We start from the raw sequence: 19,747 nt of genomic DNA, 5'->3' as shown, positions 1-19,747 counted from the left end.
CGCAATCGGCGCGGTCGTCGGGGCCGGCACGGGCGCCGCGATCGCCTCCGAGGGCGAGCGCCGCCGTTCCGGTTACTACGCCTATCAGCGCGGCTGCTACATGCAGCGTCCCGACGCCTACTACGTTCGCGTCGATCCCAGATATTGCTACTGAGGCTTGAGGGCCCGGATCATGATCCGGACCCGAAGGGCCGCGCCAATCTCTTCGCGCTTCAGATCAGCCGCATCCCGCGCAGGCTAACATGCCCGTTCTTGCCGACGATGATGTGGTCATGCACGGCAATCCCCAGCGGCTTTGCGATGTCGCGCGCCCAACCTATCGTCATGAGAGTCGTAGCGCATTCACTAATGCAGACAGTGCAGCAGGCTGATGCTGGCGATTGGGATAGTACATGAAGAAGCCGGGAATTGGCGGCGTCCAGTCTTCCAGGACACGGATAAGCCGCCGCTTGGCGATGTCCTCTGCGACCTGCTCTTCATAGACGAGACCGAGGCCGACTCCAGCGAGCGCCGCCTGAATCACTAAATGAGTGTCGTCGATTACAAGCGGCCCGTTCACGCTGATCGTGACTGACTTTCGTCCGCGCTCGAACTCCCATCGATATGGACCGCCCGGAAGGCGCAGCGTTATGCATCGATGGTCGCTGAGATCCGTCGGCTTTTGTGGGATGCGTCGTGACGAGAAATAGCGGGGCGATCCCACTACTGCCAATCGCAAGTCCGGCGTGACACGCACCGCGATCATATCGCTTTGAATGTACTCGCCGAGCTGAATACCGGCATCGAACTCGCCTGCAACGAGGTCTACCGGGCCAGTGACGGTGACGACGTCAAGAACGATGTCAGGATAGGTCTCGGCGAATGCCGTGAGCCGTGGCAACATTACCATCACGGCGGCCGAGCGCGACATCACAATTCGAAGGCGGCCCGCAGGGCGATGCCGAACGCTTCGGGCTCTGTCAAGGGCAAGAGCTATTTGCTCAAGTGCCGGAGACAAATCCTTCAAGAGCGCTGCCCCTGTAGCGGTTGGTGCAACGCTCTTCGTTGTCCGTGCGAGAAGCCGCAACTCGAGCCGCTGCTCAAGCCCCCGGATCGTGTGGCTCAGGGCAGACTGAGACACACCTAGCTTTGCTGCGGCCCGGGTAAAGCTTCGTTCACGAGCGACCATCGCAAACGCGGCGAGTTCGTTCAGTTCGTTTCTCATGATTTATGAATCACGCTCATGACACTATCCATCGCAACAGGTCTATCCTCATAAACTACTCTGTCCTAAGCTTGGTCAACACGAGACGCTAGGCATTTTCGGCAGGTGCCGGCGCGTTTGACACCCGGCATGGGATAGCTGTGCCGCGGGAAGCGGTTCGGTGTAACAGCTGTTGAGGATGATTATGGATACAGATATTCCGGCCTTGCGGTCGCTTGCTCAGACCTATTTCGACGCGGCCTATGAGATGGATGCTGAGAAATTCGCATCCATACTTCATCCATCGAGTTCCGTGACAAAGGTCGGCGAAGACGGCGGCGTGAGCGTGACGCCGATCGCGACGTGGCTAGCAGCCGTCCGCAACATGAGAGCTCCTAAACAACAGGGCTTCGAGCGCGATGACCAGATCCTATCAATAGATGTTGAAAACGAGCTCGCGCTGGTGAAGGTGAAATTGCAGGTTCCGCCTCGCGTCTTCACGGACATGCTGTCATGCTTGAAGGTTCATGGAACGTGGAAGATTGTCCAGAAGGTGATGACTTCGAATACGTGACAATCGCGCAAGTGAACGATATGTCTGCGACCGATCTGCTTTATATCGCCGCGTTGGCGATGGGCTGACGGGATATCCCCTTGTCGTGACTATGTCGCGCGCGCAACAGATCGACCGGCCTTCACTAAAGCGCACGCGAACCAGGCCGCGCATTTTGCTGCGGCAGACTGAGGTGGCCTCATGATCGTGACATCCCACAGCGACAGCGTCCTCAGCGGCAGGTCGGAAAGATGGCGCGTCTGGTCGCTCTCGGACGGCTATATCGAGATGGCGGCGGACCTCTTGCGGGATCCGCAGAATAATCCGGTGCCGCAAGCTGCGCAGGCAGGGGCGCTTCGCCTGTCTGTCAATTGCTTCGCCCTCGCAGGTCCCGACGTTGACGGAATTCTGATAGATAGCGGAGGAGGCGGTTGGGCCCCCACAGTGGGGCGTCTCGAGCAAACGATGATGGAAGCCGGGATCGACTCGGCTTCGATCGCCGTTTTGGCGCTAACCCACACCCATCAGGATCATGCGCAGGGGCTTTTGACCCCCGACGGCCGAGTGCTCTTTCCGAACTTGAAGGCGATCATAATGGGCGAGGGGGCTATGGAGAGTTTTCTCGCTGAGCGGCACCTTGCGCGGTTCCGGCCCTTGCTGAAGCCTGTCCGAAATGGCGACCAAGTGGCTGAGCGATTGAGGGCGGTTGCCCTGCCAGGTCACGCTCCCGGTCACACTGGCTACGCGTTCGACACAAACGAGGACCGTTTCCTGTTCTTCGGGGACATCGTTCACGTGCCGGCCGTGCAGTTCGGCGATCCCGCGCTCAGTTGGGGCTATGACGACGATCAAGCGACCGCACGCGCAACCCGCCTAAAGGTTTTTCATGATGCGGCCGAAGCGGGGACGTGGATCGCTGGCGCGCACCTCGGCTGGCCGGGCATCGGTCACGTGATGCGTAAGGGCGAAGCATACGATTACGAGCCGGCAGCAGGATATTGATGCAAACCGTCATGCCTTTACTGGAAGAAAAGAGCGGTGTGTGCCGTTGTCTGACCAAGTGCAGCAATGGAGTAGCGACCGGATGCTGCGCACCGGGCAATAGGATTGATGGACTTGGGTGGCAACAGACCAAGCGTCGCTAGTCTAGATCAGCTTGAGACCCTTCAAGCTCGCGTGCCCGTTCTTGCCGACGATGATGTGGTCGTGCACGGCAATCCCCAGCGGCTTTGCGATGTCGATGATCGCCTTGGTCATCTGGATGTCGGCCTGGGAAGGCGAGGGATCGCCGCTAGGGTGGTTGTGCACCAGGATCAGCGCGGTCGCGGAGAGTTCGAGTGCGCGCTTGATCACCTCGCGCGGATAGACCGGCGTGTGGTCGACGGTGCCGGTCTGCTGCACCTCGTCGGCGATGAGCTGGTTGCGCTTGTCGAGGAAGAGGAGGCGGAATTGCTCCTTGTCGGCGAACGCCATGCTGGAACGGCAATAGTCGATCACCTCGTTCCAGGACGACAGCGCGTTGCGGCTGTTGACCTCGCCCTTGGCGACGCGCTGCGCTGCTGCTGCGATCAGCTTGAGCTGGTTGATCGCGGATTCGCCGATGCCGTCGATTTCGCGTAGGCGCGCGACGGGGGCGTGAATGACCTCGGCGAATGAGCCAAAAGTCTTGATCAGCGCCTTCGCCAGCGGCTTGGTATCGCGTCGCGGTAGTGCCGGAAACAGCGCCATCTCCAGCAGTTCGTAGTCGCTCAGCGCATCCGCGCCCGCGCTGTAGAAGCGCTCGCGCAGCCGCTCGCGATGGCCGTGATAGTGCGGCGCTTCCTCAGCTCTGCTCTTGTCGTGGTTCGGCTTGGCGGGCATCGGCCACAACCATGCCGGACGGAGCGCATTTTGCAACCAAGAAGTGTCGCGAGCTTGGCGGCTCGCTCCGTCCGGCGGCGCCGCTCAGCGATCGGGCATCATCCCCGGCACCAGTGCAGCCAGCCGATCCTTGATCGGACGTCCGAACATCGGCCCGCCCATGCCCGCGGGGCGGCGGGCCCGCCGGCGCGTCCAAAGTCGCGGGCCTATTCAGCCCTGTTCTGACCGAGCATTTTGCGCACAATGTGCCGGCGTGCTCCCTTTCGGCCGACCAGTGCATATTGCGCCTGCTCGAAAGCGGACACATAACCTCCAAAGCGGTAGCTCGGAGAGTCCGGATCAACGGGATACCCTTCAAGCAGCGTCGCTCCGTTTTTGGCAGCGTGCTCTTCCGCAGCCGAGATCATCTTCTGAAACATCCCTTGTCCACGGAAGGGCCTCGACACGAAGAAGCAAACGATCGACCAGATGCTCTGCTTCTCATCACCCGGCATCGTATCGCTCATAGACGCGCGGTATGTGTCCCGAGGCGCGATCGAGCACCATGCGACAGGCTCGGAGTCAAAGTAACCGAGTAACCCGACGGGCTCTCCAGACGATATGCGTCTCTTCATCTCGAGCTTTTTGGCGGTGGCCGGCCGCTCCGCCACCGGGAGCGTCTCCACCGTTCGCCATACCGTGCACCAGCACGATTTGAGGCCGCCTCGGCTCTCAAATAGCTTTTCAAAGTCGCGCCAATTCTCCGAAGTAACTGGCCGAAAGGTTATTTTATCAACCATCCAATAGGTCACCCGCGAGTATTTTGGTTCGACTCATTGCGTGCTGATGGCGTCAGGCGCGCCGAGCGGACCAAGGATCAGCACAATAAAGCACGGATGGCCTCCGCAACAATGGAGCTTGTGCCGCGTCGCCTGAAGTCACGAGGGCCCATTCCTCGTGTAACCAATTGACCACAGGCGGTCCAAAAATCAGACCGGCGATGCCCGGCGTGATCGTCGTCCCCCGATCGCAGGACGCGCCTGGTTTGCCTGAATGACATGGTTGCGCGGTCGCTGACTCGTTCGGCACGTCGCGTTCGATGTTCGGCCAGTTCGAATTCTTGGTGGATCTAAATGAAAAAGCACGTACTGGCAGCCATCGCTGCATCATCGTTGTTCGCCGGCACCGCTTCGGCCGCCGATCTTCCGGCGCGGACCTACACCAAGGCGCCCCCGGCGGTTGCGGTCGCCTATGATTGGACCGGCTTCTATATCGGCGGCAATGTCGGCGGAATCTGGCAGGATAACTCAGGCGCCACGAACTTTATCGAAACCAGGGTCGGTCGCTTGCTGACCAACCCGCAAAATGACTCGATCAGCAACGGCGCCGTGTTTGGCGGCGTCCATGCCGGCTACAACTGGCAGGTGACCCAATGGGTGTTCGGCGTCGAGGCCGACTGGGATTGGACGGGCGTCAAGAACTCGTTCTGCCGTCAGACAGATACTTTTAGCCTTCCCTGCGCCGACAATCGCGATGGATTCCTCACCTACAGCGAGAAAACTGAATGGCTCGCCTCGGTGCGTGGGCGGCTGGGTTTTGCGTGGGACCGTGTGATGGTTTATGCGACCGGCGGCGCCGCTTGGGGCGACGTCAAGACCAGCATCAATGCGAACTGCCTTCTCCTTGGATGCGGAAACAGTTTCTTGCAGCTCAACCAGACCGTCAGTTTCTCGGACACCAGGACGGGTTGGGTTGCCGGCGCAGGCATCGAAACCATGCTCACGCCAAACTGGTGCTGCGCGCCGAGTATCTGCACTACGACCTGGGCAGCGCCGACTATGCCGCCGTTTTTCCCTCGAGTCTCGATGCGCCGCAGACTGCTACGCGGTCACGCAGCTTCCAGTATGACACGGTTCGCGCTGGCCTGAGCTACAAGTTCGGCGGCGCGGTCGCCGCCAGATATTGATTGGCGCTTCTGTTCGACGACAAAAAGCCCCTGCATCGTCCGGGGCTTTTCATTTCGTGCGTCAGGCATGGCGCACCGCCTTACGATTCTAAATGCCGTCGTGCCCCTCGCCTGAAGTTACGAGGGCTCATTCCTTGTGTGACCAATCGACCACAGAGGGTCGAAAAATCGGATCGGCGATGTCCGGTGTGATCGTTGTCCTCCGATCGCAGGACGCGCCCGGATTGCTCGAATGACATGGTTCCGCAGCCGCTGACCTCCGCGCGCATCGCGCTGATTCCCAGCCAGTTGGAATCCGGGGAGCTTGTCGAATGAAAGTCCGTTTGGCCGTGGCTATTGCTGCCGCCACGATCTGCTGTGCTCCGGCACTCGCTTCCGACCTGCCTGTGAAAGCGTCGGTATTCAAGGCCGTCGCTCCCGTCTCCAACTGGACCGGCTGGTATGTCGGCGTCAACGCCGGCGCCAGCCTCTCGCAAGTCAACGCATCCACGCCCGACAAGGTGGATGACCCGGGCGAAGTCAATATTGCCCGCCTCGGCGCGACCGGCGGCGTGCAGGCCGGCTTCAATTGGCAGGCGTGGCCATATTGGGTGGCTGGCCTCGAAGCCGACTTCGGCCACCTGGGAATCGAGCGCACGCTTCAGGATCGGAACGACTTCAATGCTTTCGGAGTCAAAGCGGACTGGTATGGCACAATCCGCGGGCGGCTCGGTTACACCACCGGTCCCTCGCTCCTCTATGTCACTGGCGGTGCGGCTTTCGTGAACGTGAAGAATACGTTTGCGAGCGTCGTTTTTTTATCCGACCTCTGTCGAGAGTTCGAAAACCGCGACGGGATGGACGCTGGGCGGCGGCATTGAAACCATGCTGGGCGGCAACTGGTCGGCCAAGGCGGAGTATCTTTACATCGACGCAGGCGATGCGTCCGTCAGCGGTGCCGACTTTAACAAGGGGACCGCGATCTTCGACAATCGCTTCCACGTCTACAGGGTGGGCGTGAACTATCGGCCGGTGCCGTCGGCACAGCGTGCTGTACACCCGCACTCGCTTCAGGGCTGAACTCGCGCGGCGCCAACTGGACCGGCTGGTATGTCGGCGTCAACGCGGGCGCCAGCCTTTCGCAAGTGAACGCATTTTCACCCAACCTACCTGGTCCGGATGTTGTGGTGGGCGAGCTCGATATTGCCCACCTCGGCGCGACCGGCGGCGTGCAAGCCGGCTTCAACTGGCAGGCGTCGCCATCTTGGGTGGCCGGCCTCGAAGCCGACTTCGGCCACCTGGGCATCGAGCGCACCGTTCAACAGTGGAACGATCAGGGCGATGCTTTGGAAGTCAAGGCGGACTGGTATGGCACGATCCGCGGACGGCTCGGCTACACCACTGGTCCCTCGCTCCTGTACGTCACCGGCGGTGCGGCTTTCGTGAACGTGAAGAATACATTCTCGAGTTTCGATGATTTTTCTCGGAGCTCTGTCCCTGTCGAGAGTTCGAAAACCGCGACGGGATGGACGCTGGGCGGCGGCATCGAAACCATGCTGGGCGGCAACTGGTCGGCCAAGGCGGAGTATCTTTACATCGACGCAGGCGATGCATTCGTCAATGGAGCGAGATTTTTCGAGAAAGTCTCTTTCGAGAACCGTTTCCACATCTACAGGGCGGGCTTGAACTACAAGCTTGGCGGCTGATCGCCGGCAAGCGCCGTAAGCTCCCAACACAACACGCCGTCGCGCCGGCCTTGCCGCCGGCTCGATCTTTTTAGGAAGCTGCTCGCGCACTCGTGCGCTGCACCTCGTCAAGGTCGTTGCAGGTTTCCCCCGCACCAGCGGAGATTTGGCGATGCGTGTCTTAGCGGGAGAGCATTTTTGCAACACTTCCTCGCACAGTGAGCCACTTCCCCCGAACGGATGACGCCATTTCGTTTCACGGCGAATACCAACAACCGTGACGCGAACGTCGCGACTCCTTCGAGGATTGGGGGCGCGATTGTCCGGAACGACCCGAACCCTTCCCGGAAGGTCCAAACAACGACTTGGCTTCATCCCTCAGGAGATTTCGAATGAGAACAACCTTCACCGCCGCAGCTGCGCTCTTGTTGGCCACCACAGTCGCAAGCTCGGCGGCAGACCTCGCTCCAAGCTTCACAAAAGCTGCGCCGCTGGCGTCGGTCTATAGCTGGACGGGCTTCTACATCGGCGGCAGCATCGGCGGGGGGCATGGCTTCGTCCCAATTTGACGACACCACCTGCTTCTTTTGCAACTCGGCGACTCCCACGCGCGGCTTTTTCACCGGCGGCGCCCAGATCGGCTACAATTACCAGCTTGGCGCCGGCCTGGTCGGCATCGAAGCGGACGTGAACGGCAACAGCTCCTTCAAGGACTCCGTCATTGGTGGCGGTGAACCCGAGGCTATTAGGGTCGGCAACCAGGCGGATATCAGCGGAACGATCCGGGCCCGCGCCGGTCTGGTGGTCAACAACGCATTGGTTTACGTAACGGGCGGTGCCGCCTGGGCTGACGTCAAGCAGACCGGAATCGGATTCCGCAATTTAACTGGAGATCCCAATTTTGGTCTTCCCAATGGAATTACCGCCAACCAGAGCGGCGTTCTCTGGGGTGGCGTGATCGGAGCCGGCGTTGAGTACGCCCTGAACCCGAACTGGACGATTGGTGCCGAGTTCCTCCATACGATATATCAGGACCGCGACGCGAATCTCGTAAATTCCAAAGGTAACAGTCTTTGCGGCCCCTTTATTCCCGCAACCGGCTGCGTCGTCCACAACCAGTTGACGACAGACGTCGCGCGCCTTCGCATCAACTACAAGTTCGGGCAATAACAGCCGCCAAATAGTGGTTCAGGGGCCGTCCTCAGGGCGGCCCCTCCGCCCGTGCGTTACTGGCTTCGGCCTCAAATGCGGGCGGAAGCTGCTCGTGCATTTTTGCGCTGCACCCTCGTCAGCCAACATCGATTTTCATTGCCCATATGTCGATCCGTCAGTACGAATTGCACCATGGGGGGGCGTCCGCCCTGCCGGGGGTGCGGCCATCCTTGAGCGAACTTGAACATCTCTCTCGCCTGATCGGCGACATCTACGATGCGGCGCTGGATTCTGCGCTGTGGCCCGATGTCGTCGGCAAGGCCGGACGGTTTGTGGGCGGGCTGTCCGCGACGCTGGTTTCAAAGGACGCCGTCAACATGAGCGGAAACGTCCTCTACGAGAGCGGCGGCATTCCTGATCATTACCGGCAAACGTATCTCGACACATATGCCAAAATGGATCCGGTCACGATCGGCCATTTCTTTGCCGACATCGATCAGCCGATCGCACTCTCGGATCTGATGCCGTACGATGAGTTTCGGGCAACCCGGTTCTACCAGGAATGGGTGGAGCCCCAGCGGCTGGTCGATTTCATCTCCACGACGCTCGACAAGTCCGCGACCAGCCTTGCCTTGTTCGGGGTGTTTCGCCACGAACGCGACGGCATTGCCGATGATGCCGCGCGCCGACGCATGCGCCTTATCGCGCCGCATATCCGCCGTGCCGTGCTCGTCAGCCGGATCATCGATCTGAAGTCGGCGGAGGCGGCCAACCTCGCCGATACGCTCGACGGCCTTAGTGCCGGCATTTATCTCGCTGACGCGAACGGGCGCCTCGTTCATGCCAACGCTGCCGGCCACGCCATGCTTGCGATGGACGATTTCCTGTACGTCGCCGGCGGCCGACTCGTTGCGCGCGATGCGGCGCTTGACCAGATCTTGCAGAAACTGTTCTACGCCGCGCGGGATGGCGATGACGAGGTTGGCGCGCAGGGCATCGGTTTGACGCTGATGGCGAACGACGGGATGCGGTATGTCGCGCATCTGCTCCCGCTCACGGTCGGCGCCCGTCGCGCCGCCGGCGTCGCCCATACCGCGACTGCGGCTCTGTTCGTGCGCAAGGCCGAACTGGAGATGCGTTCGCCTCCGGGAATCATTGCCAAGACGTATAATTTGACGCCCACCGAGCTGCGTGTGCTGCTGGCCATTGTCGAGGTTGGCGGCGTGCCGCAGGTCGCGGCGGCGCTCGGCGTCGCTGAATCGACGGTCAAGACACACCTCAGCCGCTTGTTTGAAAAGATGGGCGTCAGCCGCCAGGCCGATCTCGTCAAGGTCGTTGCAGGTTTTTCGACGATGCTGGCCGGCTAGGAATCCTGGCGACCGACGCCGGAGAGGGGCGGCTTCGCCGTCCACCCCCCTCAGTCCGCCAACTCCGGTAACAGCCCGAGTTGCCCGGCAACGAAACGGTCGATCAGCCGTTTTGGCAGGATCTGCATCATGAACAACCGAAACGACTCGTTGGAGGGCGCATAGCGGACTTTCGGGCGCGGCACGGTCAAGGCCTTGTGGATCAGTTCGCCGATCCGCTCCACCGGCAAGCCGCTCTTGGCGACGACCAGCATCATGGCGCGCATCCACAGCAGCGCCGGGAAGTACGGCGAGTTCGCGAACGGCGACACATCGATCTCCTGCGCCTTGGCCCAGATCGGCGTCTTGACCGCGGCGGGGCCGATGACGATCACGTCGATGCGATACTGCAGGAGTTCGCGACGCAGGCTCTCGGAGAAGCCTTCCAGCGCCTGTTTCGACATGCAGTAGGGAGCGACGAATGGGCTACCAATGACGCCGGACACCGAGCTGATCATCACGATGCGCCCGGGCGGCCCCTTCAGCCCGGCAGCGGCACCGAGCAGCGGCGCGAACGCGCGCGTCACGCTGATAGGCCCGATCGCGTTGATTTCCATCTGCCGGCGATAATCGTCCAGGGACACCTCGAGTGTGGGGCCCGCGACGACGGTCCCCGCATTGTTGACCAGCCCGGCCAATGTCTCACCGCCGAGTGCGGCCCTTACCTCCGCCGCAGCGGCGAGAACCGCCGCCTCGTCGGTGACGTCGAACATCAGCGGCACGAAGTTCGCTCCGAATTCGCCCTTCAGACGCGCGGCATCCTCTGCCTTACGGACGCTGCCGAACACGCGAAAGCCGCGATCGAGCAGGATCTTCGCAGCACTCCAGCCGATCCCAGTCGACGTTCCGGTGATGACGACCGATCGCAAATTCTGAGACTGCATAGATTACCCTCGTTTTCGGTTTATCCGCCGAGCGTGCGCAACATGCGGTCTTCGCGGATTCGTTCAAGTGGCTCCGCGCAGATCTGCGATAAACACTTCGAGAGTGGCAGCGAACGGCACCGCCGTTTACATGCGCCGAAACTTGATTGCTATCCCCCGATCGCAGGACGCGCCCGACGTTCCGGAATGACATGGTCGCGCGATGGCTGACTCGTAGCACGTCACGATGTTCGGCCGATTAATCCGGAGAGCTTGTTGAATGAGAGATCAAGTCGGCAAATGCGCGCCCTTTCCCCTCATCGACGGCGCGCTGTTGTGGCAGAACCCGGCGCGCATGGCACAAATGGCTACCGAGCTGGTGCGGCTGGATGCGACACGCACCGAGGCCGACGCCATGATGGCACTGGTCGACCACGGAATCTTCTCCTCGATCGAGATTGCGATCTTGGTCGAGGATGCGCTTGCGAAAGCTCGCGAGCTCGTCACGCGCGCGGCCAGCGCACCGCTAATGCCGATAAATTGCAATCCACTCACGCCGCTCGAACTTAGTCCCCTCGAGCGGCGCCCGCGCGGCGGCTGGCGAATTGGCATCGAGGTGATCAGCAATGCAGTTGTCGCCCGCCTGATCGCCAGCCGCCGCGCGGAAACTATCGGGAATGTAATCGCGTCGATAATCTTCAAAGGAAGGCTTCCATGAAACCACTATTGCACATTGTCTGGCTGGTTGGCATCGGAGTGCTGTCAGCGCCCGCTATCGCTGTCGAAGTACCGGCCGAGATCGCGGCCGTCGGTGAAGCGCTGGTCGCGACGGTACATGCCGAAGGCGCTCAGCTCTATGAGTGCAAGGAAGATGCGCCAGGCAAGCTCGTCTGGCAGTTTCGCGAGCCGATCGCCGCGCTCATCATCAACGGCAAAACCGTTGGTCGCCATTTCGCGGGCCCGAGGTGGCAGCTGGACGACGGCAGCTCTGTCTCCGGGAAAGTTGCCGGCCGGGCGCCCGGCGCAACGCCGAACGACATCCCTTGGCTCAAGCTTGTCGCTACCCCACAGGGCGACACCGGGCTGCTCGCGGGAACGACAACGATTCAACGCATCAACACCAAAGGCGGGATGATGCAGGGCTCATGCGAGGTGGCGGGCGACTTGCGAAGTGCACCCTACGCGGCAGACTATCTGTTCTATACGAAAGCCCGCTAGTCGGCGTATGCTTCCTCACTTCACGGCAAGGCAGGTCAAGTCACACCACGCCCTGTCGATGACCTCCTGAAATCGATTCAACGGACGAAACTGAGATGACGAACATTAAGCAGCTAATGGAACTGGCAAACGCCGCAGTACCGAGAATCACACCGGCCGAGGCCCGCGAACTGCTCGCGAAAGGCGACACATTGATTGTCGACGTCCGCGACGCTCCTGAAGTCGAAAAAAGCGGAAAGATAGCAGGGGCCGTGAACGTATCTCGAGGTATGCTGGAGTTCCGCGCCGATCCCGACAGCCCCTACCACGACAAACAGTTCAGCAAAGATAAGACGGTGATCGTTTATTGCGCATCCGGGGGGGCGGTCCGCGCTCGCCGGCAAGACGTTGAAAGAAATGGGATACCCGAAGGTATTCAACCTGGGAGCGTTCAAGGATTGGAGCGACGGCGGAGGTCCCACTGACTAACGCACGATCCCGACCCCGCATATCTTGCGAGATTGGGACCGGAAAGCGAGCGACTTCAGCCGCGCTCGCCGGCGGCAGCGCCAGCACCGAATAGATCGCCTGCGCATCGCGCGAGGCACGTAGCTTCTTGGCGACGTCCTGGACGTGCATGGGACCGGCGATCGGAACGGCGCAGGCAGCCTTTCTGCGTGGAGACCGGAAGACTGCGCGTGATCTCGCCTCGCGCGCGAAGACAAGGTTTGCGATCGGCACACCCGGCTGGGTGAAGGCCGACGACATTGTCAATTCGAAGCCGATATAAAATTGATCCCCGCGTTGCACCAACTCACACAATCCGAAGGAATATCCATGGTCTCGCTCCGCTCTCTTGCTCCCCTCGCCTTAGTGCTGGTGCTGGGTCTTCCTGCCGTCTCCCACGCGCAGTCGTTCAACGATGCGCAGAAGAGCGAGATTCAGAAGATCATCAGGGATTACCTGGTCGCCAATCCCGAACTGCTCGAGGAAATGTCCGCGGAATTGCAGAAGCGTCAGGCTGCCGCAGAAGCCGAAAAGCATCGCGTGGCCGTCCAAAAGAATGCGGACGTGATCTTCAACTCACCGCGCGGCGTCGTGATCGGCAACCGTGACGGCGATGTGAATCTCGTCGAGTTCTTCGACTACAATTGCCCCTACTGCAAACACGCGATGGCCGACATGCTGTCGCTGATGAAGTCGGATTCGAAGCTGCGCGTCGCGCTGAAGGAATTCCCGGTGCTTGGACCGGGCTCGGTAGAGGCCGCACAGGTCGCGGTTGCAGTCCGTATGCAGGACTCGACCGGCAAGAAGTATCTCGACTTCCATCAGAAGCTTCTGAGCGGTCGCGGACAGGTCGACAAGGCACGGGCCATGGCCGCGGCCAAGGAAGCCGGTCTGGACATGGCCAAGCTGGAAAAGGACCTCGCCAGTCCCGAGATCAACGCCACGCTCGACGAAAACTTCAAGCTCGCCGAGGAAATGGGTCTAAATGGCACGCCAAGCTACGTGATCGGCAAGGACGTTGTCGTCGGCGCTGTCGGCGCGGCCGGGCTCGCCAAGAAGATCTCAGAGGCCCGTTGCGGAAAGGCAGCCTGCTAGCCCCACGCCATCATTGCGAGGCCTCAGATCAGTGAGAGCAGCGTTCCGCCGTCGGCGATAAACGTCGTGATGATGCGAGGGACGTTGTGGCGGCAATCAGCCGATCTGCTTCTCGCGGTGCCGCTCCGACAGCGTGAAGATCTCGACACCCGTGGCGGTCACGCCGACCGAGTGCTCGAACTGCGCCGACAGCGAGCGGTCCCGCGTCACCGCGGTCCAGCCGTCGGAGAGGATCTTCACATGCGGCTTGCCGAGATTGATCATCGGCTCGATGGTGAAGAACATGCCGGGCTTGAGCTGCACGCCTTCGCCGGGCCGGCCGATATGGATGATGTTCGGCTCGTCGTGGAACATGCGCCCCAGGCCGTGGCCGCAGAAATCGCGCACCACGCTCATGCCTTGCGGCTCGACGAAGCTCTGGATGGCGTGGCCGATGTCGCCGGTGGTGGCACCCGGCTTCACGGCGGCGATGCCGCGCATCATCGCCTCATACGTCACCTCGATCAGCCGCTCGGCCTTCCGTGCGACCGGCTGGATCGCGTACATCCGGCTGGAATCGCCATACCAGCCGTCGACGATGAAGGTGACGTCGATGTTGACGATGTCACCTTCCTTGAGCGGGCGGTCGCCGGGCATGCCGTGGCAGACCACGTGGTTGAGCGAGGTGCAGGTCGAATAGCGATAGCCGCGGTACATCAGCGTCGCCGGAAAGGCGCCATGGCTGAAAGCGAACTCGCGGACGAACTCGTCGATGCGCGAGGTCGGCACGCCCGCCTGGACGATGTCGGTGAGCTCGTCGAGGCACTTCGCCACCAGCGCTCCAGCCTTGCGCATGCCGGCAAAGGCGCTCGGCCCATGCAGCTTGATCTGGCCGGTCTTGCGCAGGGAGGTATCGGAGGCTTCGACGTAGCTCATGCGTGTCAGGTCTTTTACGGGCTCGATGGTCAGCGGAACAGCTTGATTTCGTGTCCTAATCTAATGATCGCGGGCCTTCATGCAAGCCAAGCCTGTCTGCCTTGCGCCCGAAAGCGGGCCTAATTCGGGACTTCCACGACGGTTTCCACGGGCAGGGCGCCGCCGCGGATGCGGATTTCGCGGACCGGGTAGGGAACCCGGATGCCCTCCTGCTTGAAGGCGTCCCACAGCGCCAGCATGACGTCGCTCTTGACCCGGTCCATGCCGTCGGGGTCCGCGATCCAGAAGGTCAGCGAGAACTTCATCCCGGTCTCCCCGAACTCCGTCAGGATGCTGTTCGGCGGCTTGCCCTTCTGCGCGCGGGGATGGGCGGCGGCGGTCTCGGCGGCGAGCTTGCAGACCAGCCGCGGGTCGGCGTCATAATTGGTGCCGAAGGCGATCTTCACTAGCGTGTTCTTGTCGGTATAGGTCCAGTTGACGACCTTCTGCGTCACCAGATCCTCGTTAGGCACCAGGAACTCGCGGCCGTCGCCGGCGGCGACCGAAATATAGCGCGTCTTCATCGCGCTGATCCGCCCGGTATTGTCGCCGATGGTGACGAGGTCACCAGGCTTCACCGATTTGTCGGCCAGCAGGATGATGCCGGAGATGAAGTTGGCCACGATCTTCTGCAGGCCGATACCGATACCGACGCCGACCGCGCCGGAGAACACCGCGAGCGCCGACAGGTTGATGCCGACCGCACTGAGCGCGATTACGACCGCGACAGCCAGCAGGCCCATGCGGATCATCTTGATCAGCAGCACCTGGATTGATGGTGTCAGGTCGGTCGCGCTGTTGATCCGGCCTTCGATGAAATTGCTGGCGATGTTGGTGAGCCACAGCGCGATGATCAGCAGGGCGCCGGCCTTGATCACCAGCAGCGGCGTGAGCCGCAAGCCGCCGAGCACGATGGCGAAGGAATCGAGCAGGTCGACCGCCGCGTCGAGCTGGCCGATGATGGAAAGGGCCGCGACGAACCATGCCGAGATCGACACCACCCTGACGATGAAGGCGTTGTTCAGCACCGAGGTCACCAGCCGGATCGCGAGCCAGGCAAGCCCCAGCTTGGCGGCGACCATCAGCAGATAGCTGCGGCTCGGCCAGGTCATGTGGGACATCACCACGCGGTCGATGATCACGAGCAGGGTGAACACCGCCGTCGAGGCGCTGGAGACCATCACCCGCGCGAAGTGCCGGAGCGGCAGCGGCAAGCGCATCGCCAGCGAGGTCATGTCGATGCGGCTGCGGATGCCGGCCTCCGCGGCATAGGCGATGCCGATCGCGGCCAGGATCAGGCCGAATTGCAGGTAGAACCAGGGTGAGGAGAGCTCCGCCCCGACGCTGCGCGCGGTGGTCTGCACGAACTCCATGAAGTCCTTGAGGTCCATGTCCATCGGGGAAGTCTCGTCGGGAAGGCTTGATTCAAGGGAGCCGCAGAATTCCACAAAGGGGCCGGCCCGGCCATCGATACACCGGCATGTGATGCGCGTTAAGGCGGCAAAATACGGGCAGATTGCCGCGAGTGAGAGAAAATGGGTTGGCGCGCCGCTGTGGCGACGATAAGGATGCATGAGCACATGATTTCGAGATGGGCAAGTCCGTTGGTTGCGGCACACCTCACCTCCCGCAAGCGGGATGAGGGGGCCCGGCCCGTGGGCCCCTGAACCTGATTCTCGTCGATCACCTGGAGTAACCCGCAGCACCGTATGGCTTCCCTCGACTCTTTCAGCCTCGCCATATTGCTCGGCGCCGTCCTGGTGATGGCCGGTATCCTGTCGAGCCTGCTTGCGCTGCGCTTCGGCGCACCCCTGCTGCTCGTCTTCCTTCTCATTGGCATGCTCGCCGGCGATTCCGGCCCCGGGCAGCTCCAGTTCAGCGACGTCGGCACGACCTATCTGGTCGGCTCGGTGGCGCTGGCCCTGATCCTGTTCGACGGCGGCCTGAAGACGCGCTTTGCCAGCATCCGCACCGTGCTCGCGCCCTCCCTCGTGCTCGCGACCGCCGGCGTGCTCCTCACCGCGCTGGTCACGGCGCCATTCGCGAAATTTGCGCTGGACCTCAACTGGGCGGAGTCGCTGCTGGTCGGCGCCGTGGTGGCCTCCACCGATGCGGCGGCCGTGTTCCTGCTGGTTCACACCCAGGGCCTGCGTCTGCGCCCGCGTGTCGGCGCGACGCTGGAGGCGGAGTCCGGCACCAACGATCCCTTCGCGATCTTCCTCACGCTCATGCTGGTTGAATACATCTCGCTGGGCTCGAGCACGCCCGGTCATGTTCTGATGGAGTTCGTTCAGGAGGCGGTGCTGGGTGCCGTCGTCGGCGTGATCGGGGGACGTCTCGTCGTCCTCGCGCTCAACCAGGTGGCGCTGCCGCAGGGCCTGCATGCGCCGTTCGTGACCACCGGCGCGCTCGTGATCTTCGGCGGTTCGCAGATCATGCACGCGTCCGGCTTCCTCGCGGTCTATCTCGCCGGCATCATCATCGGCAACCGGCCGACGCGCGCGCATAATTCGGTGGTGACCTTCCTCGATGCCGCGACCTGGCTGGCGCAGATCGTGATGTTCGTGCTGCTCGGCCTCCTGGTTTCGCCGAGCCGGCTCGTCTCTAGCGTGTTGCCGGCGGTCGCCATCTCGCTCGTGCTGATGCTGGTCGCGCGGCCGCTCGCGGTGTTCGTGTGCCTGGCGCCGTTCCGTTTCAACTGGCGCGAGAAGATCTTCATCGCCTGGACGGGCCTGCGCGGCGCGGTCGCGATCTTCCTGGCGTCGATCCCGATGCTGGTCGGCCTGTCGAAGGCCTATCTCTATTTCGACGTCGCCTTCGTCGTCGTCATCATCTCGCTCTTGCTGCAAGGCTGGACGCTGGCACCGGCCGCGCGCAAGCTGCATGTGGCGCTGCCGCGCACCGAGCGCGGCCCGCGCCGCGTCGAGCTCGATCTCCCCGGCCAGCTCGAGCAGCAGCTCGTCGGCTACTCGGTGCGGCCCAAGAGCCTGTATTTCCGCCGCGGCCTGATTCCATCCTGGTCCAAGCCGACACTGGTGATCCGCAACGAGAACATCCTGACGCCCACCGAAGCCGATCCGATCGCGCCCGGCGACTACATCTATCTGCTGGCGCCGCCGGAAAAGGCCGAGTCACTTGACCGCTTCTTCGTCGACATGCAGCCGAGCTCGGCGCCGGATCCGCACCTGCTCGGCGACTTCATGGTCTCCGGTGAGCACACGCTTGCCGAGCTCGCCGAGATCTACGGCGTGAAGGTCGGTGAGGATGAGAGCAAGCTGACCCTCGCCGACTATTTCGACATCCATCTCGACCGCGCACCGAAAGAGGGCGCTGAGCTCGCGCTTGACACGATCGTGCTCGTCGCGCGCTCGATCTCCGGTGGCCGCGTCAACGTCGTCGGTCTCCGTCTGCCGGAAGAGGACGAGACGCCCGTCCCGCTGACCCGGAGGCAAGCGCTGCGCCGCAGGCTCGCAGATTTGTGGACGTCGGTGGCGGGGGTTTAATCCTTCCGGCGTCCTGGCAAGGCCAACAGGACGGAACTAGCCACAGGCTCGTTCGGCCTAAACCCGCACCGGCCCCAGCGTCTCGAAGTGCCCGCGCTTCTGCAGCCACGTCAGCAGCATCAGGCTGGGGATGGCCACCAGCACGCAGATCATGAAGAACAGCGGCCAGCCGGTCGCCTTGGCGACAAAACCCGCAACGGATGAGAGATAGGTCCGCCCCACGGCGGCGAGCGCGGTGAGCAGCGCGTATTGCGTCGCCGTGTGCAGCGGGTTCTGGCACAGCGCCGAGAGATAGGCGACGAAGATCACGGTGCCGATGGCGCTGGTGAAGTTCTCACAGGTAATGGCGAAGGCGAGCGCCCATTGGCTGGTGCCGACGAAGGCCAGCCAGGAAAAGGAGAGATTGGCGAGCGCCTGCACCACGCCCCCGATCCAGAGGCTGGTCGCAAGCGAGTAGCGCCGCGCAAGGAAGCCGCCGGCAAAGCCGCCGATGAGCGTCGCCGCCAGGCCCACGCCCTTCACGATCGCGGCGTAGTCGTTGCGGGAAAAGCCGAGGTCGATCACGAACGGTGCGGTCATCGTGCCGGAGAAAGCGTCGGTGAACTTGAACAGCACGACGAAGGCGAGCGCGGCGAGCGCGTCCTTTCGCGACAGAAATTCCGAGAAGGCGCCGATCGCGGCGTGCAGCACGCGCGCGAACGCCGTCTCCGTCTGTGTCGCGGCTTCAGCCCGCACCGATTGCTCGGGCTCCGTCGCGACCAGCGTCGTGATCGTCCCGATCAGCACCATCGCCGCCATCACAACATAGCCCCACATCCAGGCGGACGGCTTCGGAATGCCGGTACTTTCGAAGCCCGAGACGATGAACAATGCGCCTGCGGTCGAGACCAGCATGCCGATGCGATAGGCTGCCACATAGGCCGCCATGCCGGCGGCCTGCTCGCTCTCGGCCAGGCTCTCGACGCGGAAGGCGTCGACCACGATGTCCTGCGTCGACGATGTCGTCGCCACCAGCAACGCGCCAAGCGCGACGTAGAACGGCGAGCGCGCGGGATCGGTCATCGCCAGCAGCAGGATCGCGATGATCAGCAGCAGCTGCGAGAACACCAGCCAGCCGCGCCGCCGCCCGAACGCGCGCGTGAACAGCGGTACATGCAGTGCATCCACCAGCGGCGCCCAGAGGAATTTCAGCGTGTAGGGCGTGCCGACCAGCGCAAACAGCCCGATCGTGCCGAGATCGACGCCAGCCTCGCGCATCCACACCAGGAGCGTCGAGCCCGACAGCGCCAGTGGCAGCCCGGACGAGAAGCCGAGGAACAGCACGATCAGCACCCGGGGTTGCAGGTAAACAGCCAGGCTGTCGCGCCAGGAGGTCGCAGGGGCGTCAGAGCCGGCGGGGGAAGTCGCGTCGGGTGCGGTCATGGGGAGGTGTTAGCAGATTCTGGGGGGAGGTGTCGTTCCTGCCGGCCATAAAGGAGGTGTCGTCGCTCGGCTTGACCGGGCGACCCAGTATTCCAGAGGCCGGAGTTATGGGGGACCTGCTATCCCAGAATAGAGATCGTTCCAGTCCGGATTGTCCTTCTCGATCAGTGCAATCTTCCAAGCGCGCTTCCATTTTTTCAGGCGCTTCTCCCGTTTGATCGCATTCTCTGGATCATCGAATTGCTCGAAATAGACCAGCTTCATGACGCCGTATTCCTTCGTGAAGCGCTCCACTAACTGCAATTGTGCTCAGCCACGCGGCGGATGAGATCGTTTCGTCACGCCGATGTACAGCGTTCCACCGATCTTGCTGGCGAGAATGTAGACGTAGTAATGGCGCGCGCCCATCTGCCGCCTCTGGGATACTGGGCGCCCGGTCAAGC

The 19,747-nt window shown here is 62.2% G+C and carries 20 protein-coding genes and 4 pseudogenes; 14 read left to right on the top strand and 10 right to left on the bottom strand.

The genetic code is table 11. The features are described from left to right. Positions 1 to 212: 212 nt before the first annotated feature. Both AC629_RS49855 and AC629_RS14890 read right to left on the bottom strand, forming a co-directional pair. Positions 213 to 305, bottom strand: a pseudogene (locus AC629_RS49855) (JAB domain-containing protein); the annotation flags it as partial. A 17-nt stretch (positions 306 to 322) separates the two neighbouring features. After that, positions 323 to 1,204, bottom strand: a complete 882-nt coding sequence (locus AC629_RS14890; RefSeq protein WP_084805452.1) for a LysR family transcriptional regulator — start codon at positions 1,202 to 1,204, stop codon at positions 323 to 325. 184 nt (positions 1,205 to 1,388) lie between these two features. Between AC629_RS14890 and AC629_RS14885 the strand changes: the two genes are divergently transcribed. Continuing rightward, complete coding sequence (locus AC629_RS14885) at positions 1,389 to 1,757, top strand: nuclear transport factor 2 family protein (protein ID WP_084805466.1); 369 nt, start codon at positions 1,389 to 1,391, stop codon at positions 1,755 to 1,757. A gap of 180 nt (positions 1,758 to 1,937) precedes the next feature. Next, positions 1,938 to 2,738: an MBL fold metallo-hydrolase gene (locus AC629_RS14880; protein WP_084805451.1), complete on the top strand. Its 801-nt coding sequence runs from the start codon at positions 1,938 to 1,940 to the stop codon at positions 2,736 to 2,738. A 144-nt stretch (positions 2,739 to 2,882) separates the two neighbouring features. On the opposite strand, the gene radC is transcribed toward AC629_RS14880, so the two are convergent. Both radC and AC629_RS14870 read right to left on the bottom strand, forming a co-directional pair. Next, positions 2,883 to 3,596, bottom strand: coding sequence for a RadC family protein (radC, locus tag AC629_RS14875; RefSeq protein WP_084805450.1), 714 nt, complete (start codon positions 3,594 to 3,596; stop codon positions 2,883 to 2,885). Positions 3,597 to 3,802: 206 nt separating this feature from the next. After that, positions 3,803 to 4,375, bottom strand: a complete 573-nt coding sequence (locus AC629_RS14870) for a GNAT family N-acetyltransferase (protein WP_143199141.1) — start codon at positions 4,373 to 4,375, stop codon at positions 3,803 to 3,805. 333 nt (positions 4,376 to 4,708) lie between these two features. Between AC629_RS14870 and AC629_RS14865 the strand changes: the two genes are divergently transcribed. From AC629_RS14865 to AC629_RS49845, 7 genes are all read left to right on the top strand, one after another. Next, positions 4,709 to 5,503 (top strand): outer membrane protein, encoded by a 795-nt coding sequence (locus AC629_RS14865; protein ID WP_084805448.1) that lies wholly within the window; start codon positions 4,709 to 4,711, stop codon positions 5,501 to 5,503. A gap of 349 nt (positions 5,504 to 5,852) precedes the next feature. After that, entirely contained in the window at positions 5,853 to 6,401 is a 549-nt protein-coding gene (locus tag AC629_RS14860) for an outer membrane protein (protein ID WP_084805447.1), read from the top strand. 4 nt (positions 6,402 to 6,405) lie between these two features. Then, positions 6,406 to 6,600, top strand: coding sequence for an outer membrane protein (locus AC629_RS49850; protein ID WP_283846640.1), 195 nt, complete (start codon positions 6,406 to 6,408; stop codon positions 6,598 to 6,600). Further along, positions 6,597 to 7,226, top strand: a complete 630-nt coding sequence (locus AC629_RS14850) for an outer membrane protein (protein ID WP_084805445.1) — start codon at positions 6,597 to 6,599, stop codon at positions 7,224 to 7,226. The genes AC629_RS49850 and AC629_RS14850 overlap by 4 nt, the downstream gene beginning before the upstream one ends. Positions 7,227 to 7,597: 371 nt before the next feature. After that, entirely contained in the window at positions 7,598 to 7,774 is a 177-nt protein-coding gene (locus tag AC629_RS46810; protein WP_168195484.1) for a hypothetical protein, read from the top strand. Then, positions 7,755 to 8,375, top strand: a complete 621-nt coding sequence (locus AC629_RS14845; protein ID WP_084805444.1) for an outer membrane protein — start codon at positions 7,755 to 7,757, stop codon at positions 8,373 to 8,375. The genes AC629_RS46810 and AC629_RS14845 overlap by 20 nt, the downstream gene beginning before the upstream one ends. A 212-nt stretch (positions 8,376 to 8,587) precedes the next feature. Beyond that, positions 8,588 to 9,724 carry a helix-turn-helix transcriptional regulator gene (locus AC629_RS49845; protein WP_283846638.1) on the top strand — a complete coding sequence of 379 codons (1,137 nt, stop codon included), beginning with the start codon at positions 8,588 to 8,590 and terminating at the stop codon, positions 9,722 to 9,724. Between the two features lie 50 nt (positions 9,725 to 9,774). Here the strand turns inward: AC629_RS49845 and AC629_RS14835 are convergent, their stop codons facing one another. Further along, entirely contained in the window at positions 9,775 to 10,632 is an 858-nt protein-coding gene (locus AC629_RS14835) for an SDR family NAD(P)-dependent oxidoreductase (protein WP_084805465.1), read from the bottom strand. 274 nt (positions 10,633 to 10,906) lie between these two features. Between AC629_RS14835 and AC629_RS48665 the strand changes: the two genes are divergently transcribed. The 3 genes and pseudogenes from AC629_RS48665 (at position 10,907) to AC629_RS14820 (ending at position 12,312) form a co-directional block, all read left to right on the top strand. Then, positions 10,907 to 11,344, top strand: coding sequence for a hypothetical protein (locus AC629_RS48665; protein WP_245331868.1), 438 nt, complete (start codon positions 10,907 to 10,909; stop codon positions 11,342 to 11,344). Continuing rightward, a complete protein-coding gene (locus tag AC629_RS14825; protein WP_084805442.1) occupies positions 11,341 to 11,844 on the top strand; it encodes a DUF3455 domain-containing protein in 504 nt (167 codons plus the stop codon). The genes AC629_RS48665 and AC629_RS14825 overlap by 4 nt, the downstream gene beginning before the upstream one ends. A gap of 95 nt (positions 11,845 to 11,939) precedes the next feature. Next, a pseudogene (locus AC629_RS14820) lies at positions 11,940 to 12,312 on the top strand (rhodanese-like domain-containing protein). Between the two features lie 57 nt (positions 12,313 to 12,369). Here the strand turns inward: AC629_RS14820 and AC629_RS48660 are convergent. Then, positions 12,370 to 12,453: pseudogene (locus AC629_RS48660) on the bottom strand (transcriptional regulator); the annotation flags it as partial. A gap of 207 nt (positions 12,454 to 12,660) precedes the next feature. Here AC629_RS48660 and AC629_RS14815 point away from each other — a divergent pair. Further along, entirely contained in the window at positions 12,661 to 13,425 is a 765-nt protein-coding gene (locus AC629_RS14815; protein WP_084805441.1) for a DsbA family protein, read from the top strand. Between the two features lie 96 nt (positions 13,426 to 13,521). Here AC629_RS14815 and map read toward each other — a convergent pair whose 3' ends face one another. Next, entirely contained in the window at positions 13,522 to 14,340 is an 819-nt protein-coding gene (map, locus tag AC629_RS14810; protein ID WP_084805440.1) for a type I methionyl aminopeptidase, read from the bottom strand. 119 nt (positions 14,341 to 14,459) lie between these two features. After that, positions 14,460 to 15,776, bottom strand: coding sequence for a mechanosensitive ion channel family protein (locus AC629_RS14805; RefSeq protein WP_084805439.1), 1,317 nt, complete (start codon positions 15,774 to 15,776; stop codon positions 14,460 to 14,462). Positions 15,777 to 16,088: 312 nt separating this feature from the next. Between AC629_RS14805 and AC629_RS14800 the strand changes: the two genes are divergently transcribed. Continuing rightward, positions 16,089 to 17,882 carry a potassium/proton antiporter gene (locus AC629_RS14800; protein ID WP_084805438.1) on the top strand — a complete coding sequence of 598 codons (1,794 nt, stop codon included), beginning with the start codon at positions 16,089 to 16,091 and terminating at the stop codon, positions 17,880 to 17,882. Positions 17,883 to 17,939: 57 nt separating this feature from the next. Here AC629_RS14800 and AC629_RS14795 read toward each other — a convergent pair whose 3' ends face one another. Beyond that, positions 17,940 to 19,304 (bottom strand): AmpG family muropeptide MFS transporter, encoded by a 1,365-nt coding sequence (locus tag AC629_RS14795; RefSeq protein WP_084805437.1) that lies wholly within the window; start codon positions 19,302 to 19,304, stop codon positions 17,940 to 17,942. A gap of 105 nt (positions 19,305 to 19,409) precedes the next feature. Then, a pseudogene (locus AC629_RS14790) lies at positions 19,410 to 19,712 on the bottom strand (GIY-YIG nuclease family protein). Positions 19,713 to 19,747: the final 35 nt, after the last annotated feature.

The sequence above is a fragment of the Bradyrhizobium sp. NAS80.1 genome, from assembly GCF_001908205.1.
Classification (GTDB): Bacteria; Pseudomonadota; Alphaproteobacteria; order Rhizobiales; family Xanthobacteraceae; genus Bradyrhizobium.
The sequence above is the reverse complement of the archived record's forward strand: the minus strand, read 5'-3'. Positions and strand labels throughout refer to the sequence as shown.

Excerpts from the sequence above, each read along its gene's own strand:
- AC629_RS14890 (WP_084805452.1), bottom strand. The coding sequence starts at position 1,204 with ATGAGAAACGAACTGAACGAACTCGCCGCGTTTGCGATGGTCGCTCGT.
- AC629_RS14885 (WP_084805466.1), top strand. The coding sequence starts at position 1,389 with ATGGATACAGATATTCCGGCCTTGCGGTCGCTTGCTCAGACCTATTTC.
- AC629_RS14880 (WP_084805451.1), top strand. The coding sequence starts at position 1,938 with ATGATCGTGACATCCCACAGCGACAGCGTCCTCAGCGGCAGGTCGGAA.
- radC (WP_084805450.1), bottom strand. The coding sequence starts at position 3,596 with ATGCCCGCCAAGCCGAACCACGACAAGAGCAGAGCTGAGGAAGCGCCG.
- AC629_RS14870 (WP_143199141.1), bottom strand. The coding sequence starts at position 4,375 with ATGGTTGATAAAATAACCTTTCGGCCAGTTACTTCGGAGAATTGGCGC.
- AC629_RS14865 (WP_084805448.1), top strand. The coding sequence starts at position 4,709 with ATGAAAAAGCACGTACTGGCAGCCATCGCTGCATCATCGTTGTTCGCC.
- AC629_RS14860 (WP_084805447.1), top strand. The coding sequence starts at position 5,853 with ATGAAAGTCCGTTTGGCCGTGGCTATTGCTGCCGCCACGATCTGCTGT.
- AC629_RS49850 (WP_283846640.1), top strand. The coding sequence starts at position 6,406 with ATGCTGGGCGGCAACTGGTCGGCCAAGGCGGAGTATCTTTACATCGAC.
- AC629_RS46810 (WP_168195484.1), top strand. The coding sequence starts at position 7,598 with ATGAGAACAACCTTCACCGCCGCAGCTGCGCTCTTGTTGGCCACCACA.
- AC629_RS14845 (WP_084805444.1), top strand. The coding sequence starts at position 7,755 with ATGGCTTCGTCCCAATTTGACGACACCACCTGCTTCTTTTGCAACTCG.
- AC629_RS48665 (WP_245331868.1), top strand. The coding sequence starts at position 10,907 with ATGAGAGATCAAGTCGGCAAATGCGCGCCCTTTCCCCTCATCGACGGC.
- AC629_RS14825 (WP_084805442.1), top strand. The coding sequence starts at position 11,341 with ATGAAACCACTATTGCACATTGTCTGGCTGGTTGGCATCGGAGTGCTG.
- AC629_RS14815 (WP_084805441.1), top strand. The coding sequence starts at position 12,661 with ATGGTCTCGCTCCGCTCTCTTGCTCCCCTCGCCTTAGTGCTGGTGCTG.
- map (WP_084805440.1), bottom strand. The coding sequence starts at position 14,340 with ATGAGCTACGTCGAAGCCTCCGATACCTCCCTGCGCAAGACCGGCCAG.
- AC629_RS14805 (WP_084805439.1), bottom strand. The coding sequence starts at position 15,776 with ATGGACATGGACCTCAAGGACTTCATGGAGTTCGTGCAGACCACCGCG.
- AC629_RS14800 (WP_084805438.1), top strand. The coding sequence starts at position 16,089 with ATGGCTTCCCTCGACTCTTTCAGCCTCGCCATATTGCTCGGCGCCGTC.
- AC629_RS14795 (WP_084805437.1), bottom strand. The coding sequence starts at position 19,304 with ATGACCGCACCCGACGCGACTTCCCCCGCCGGCTCTGACGCCCCTGCG.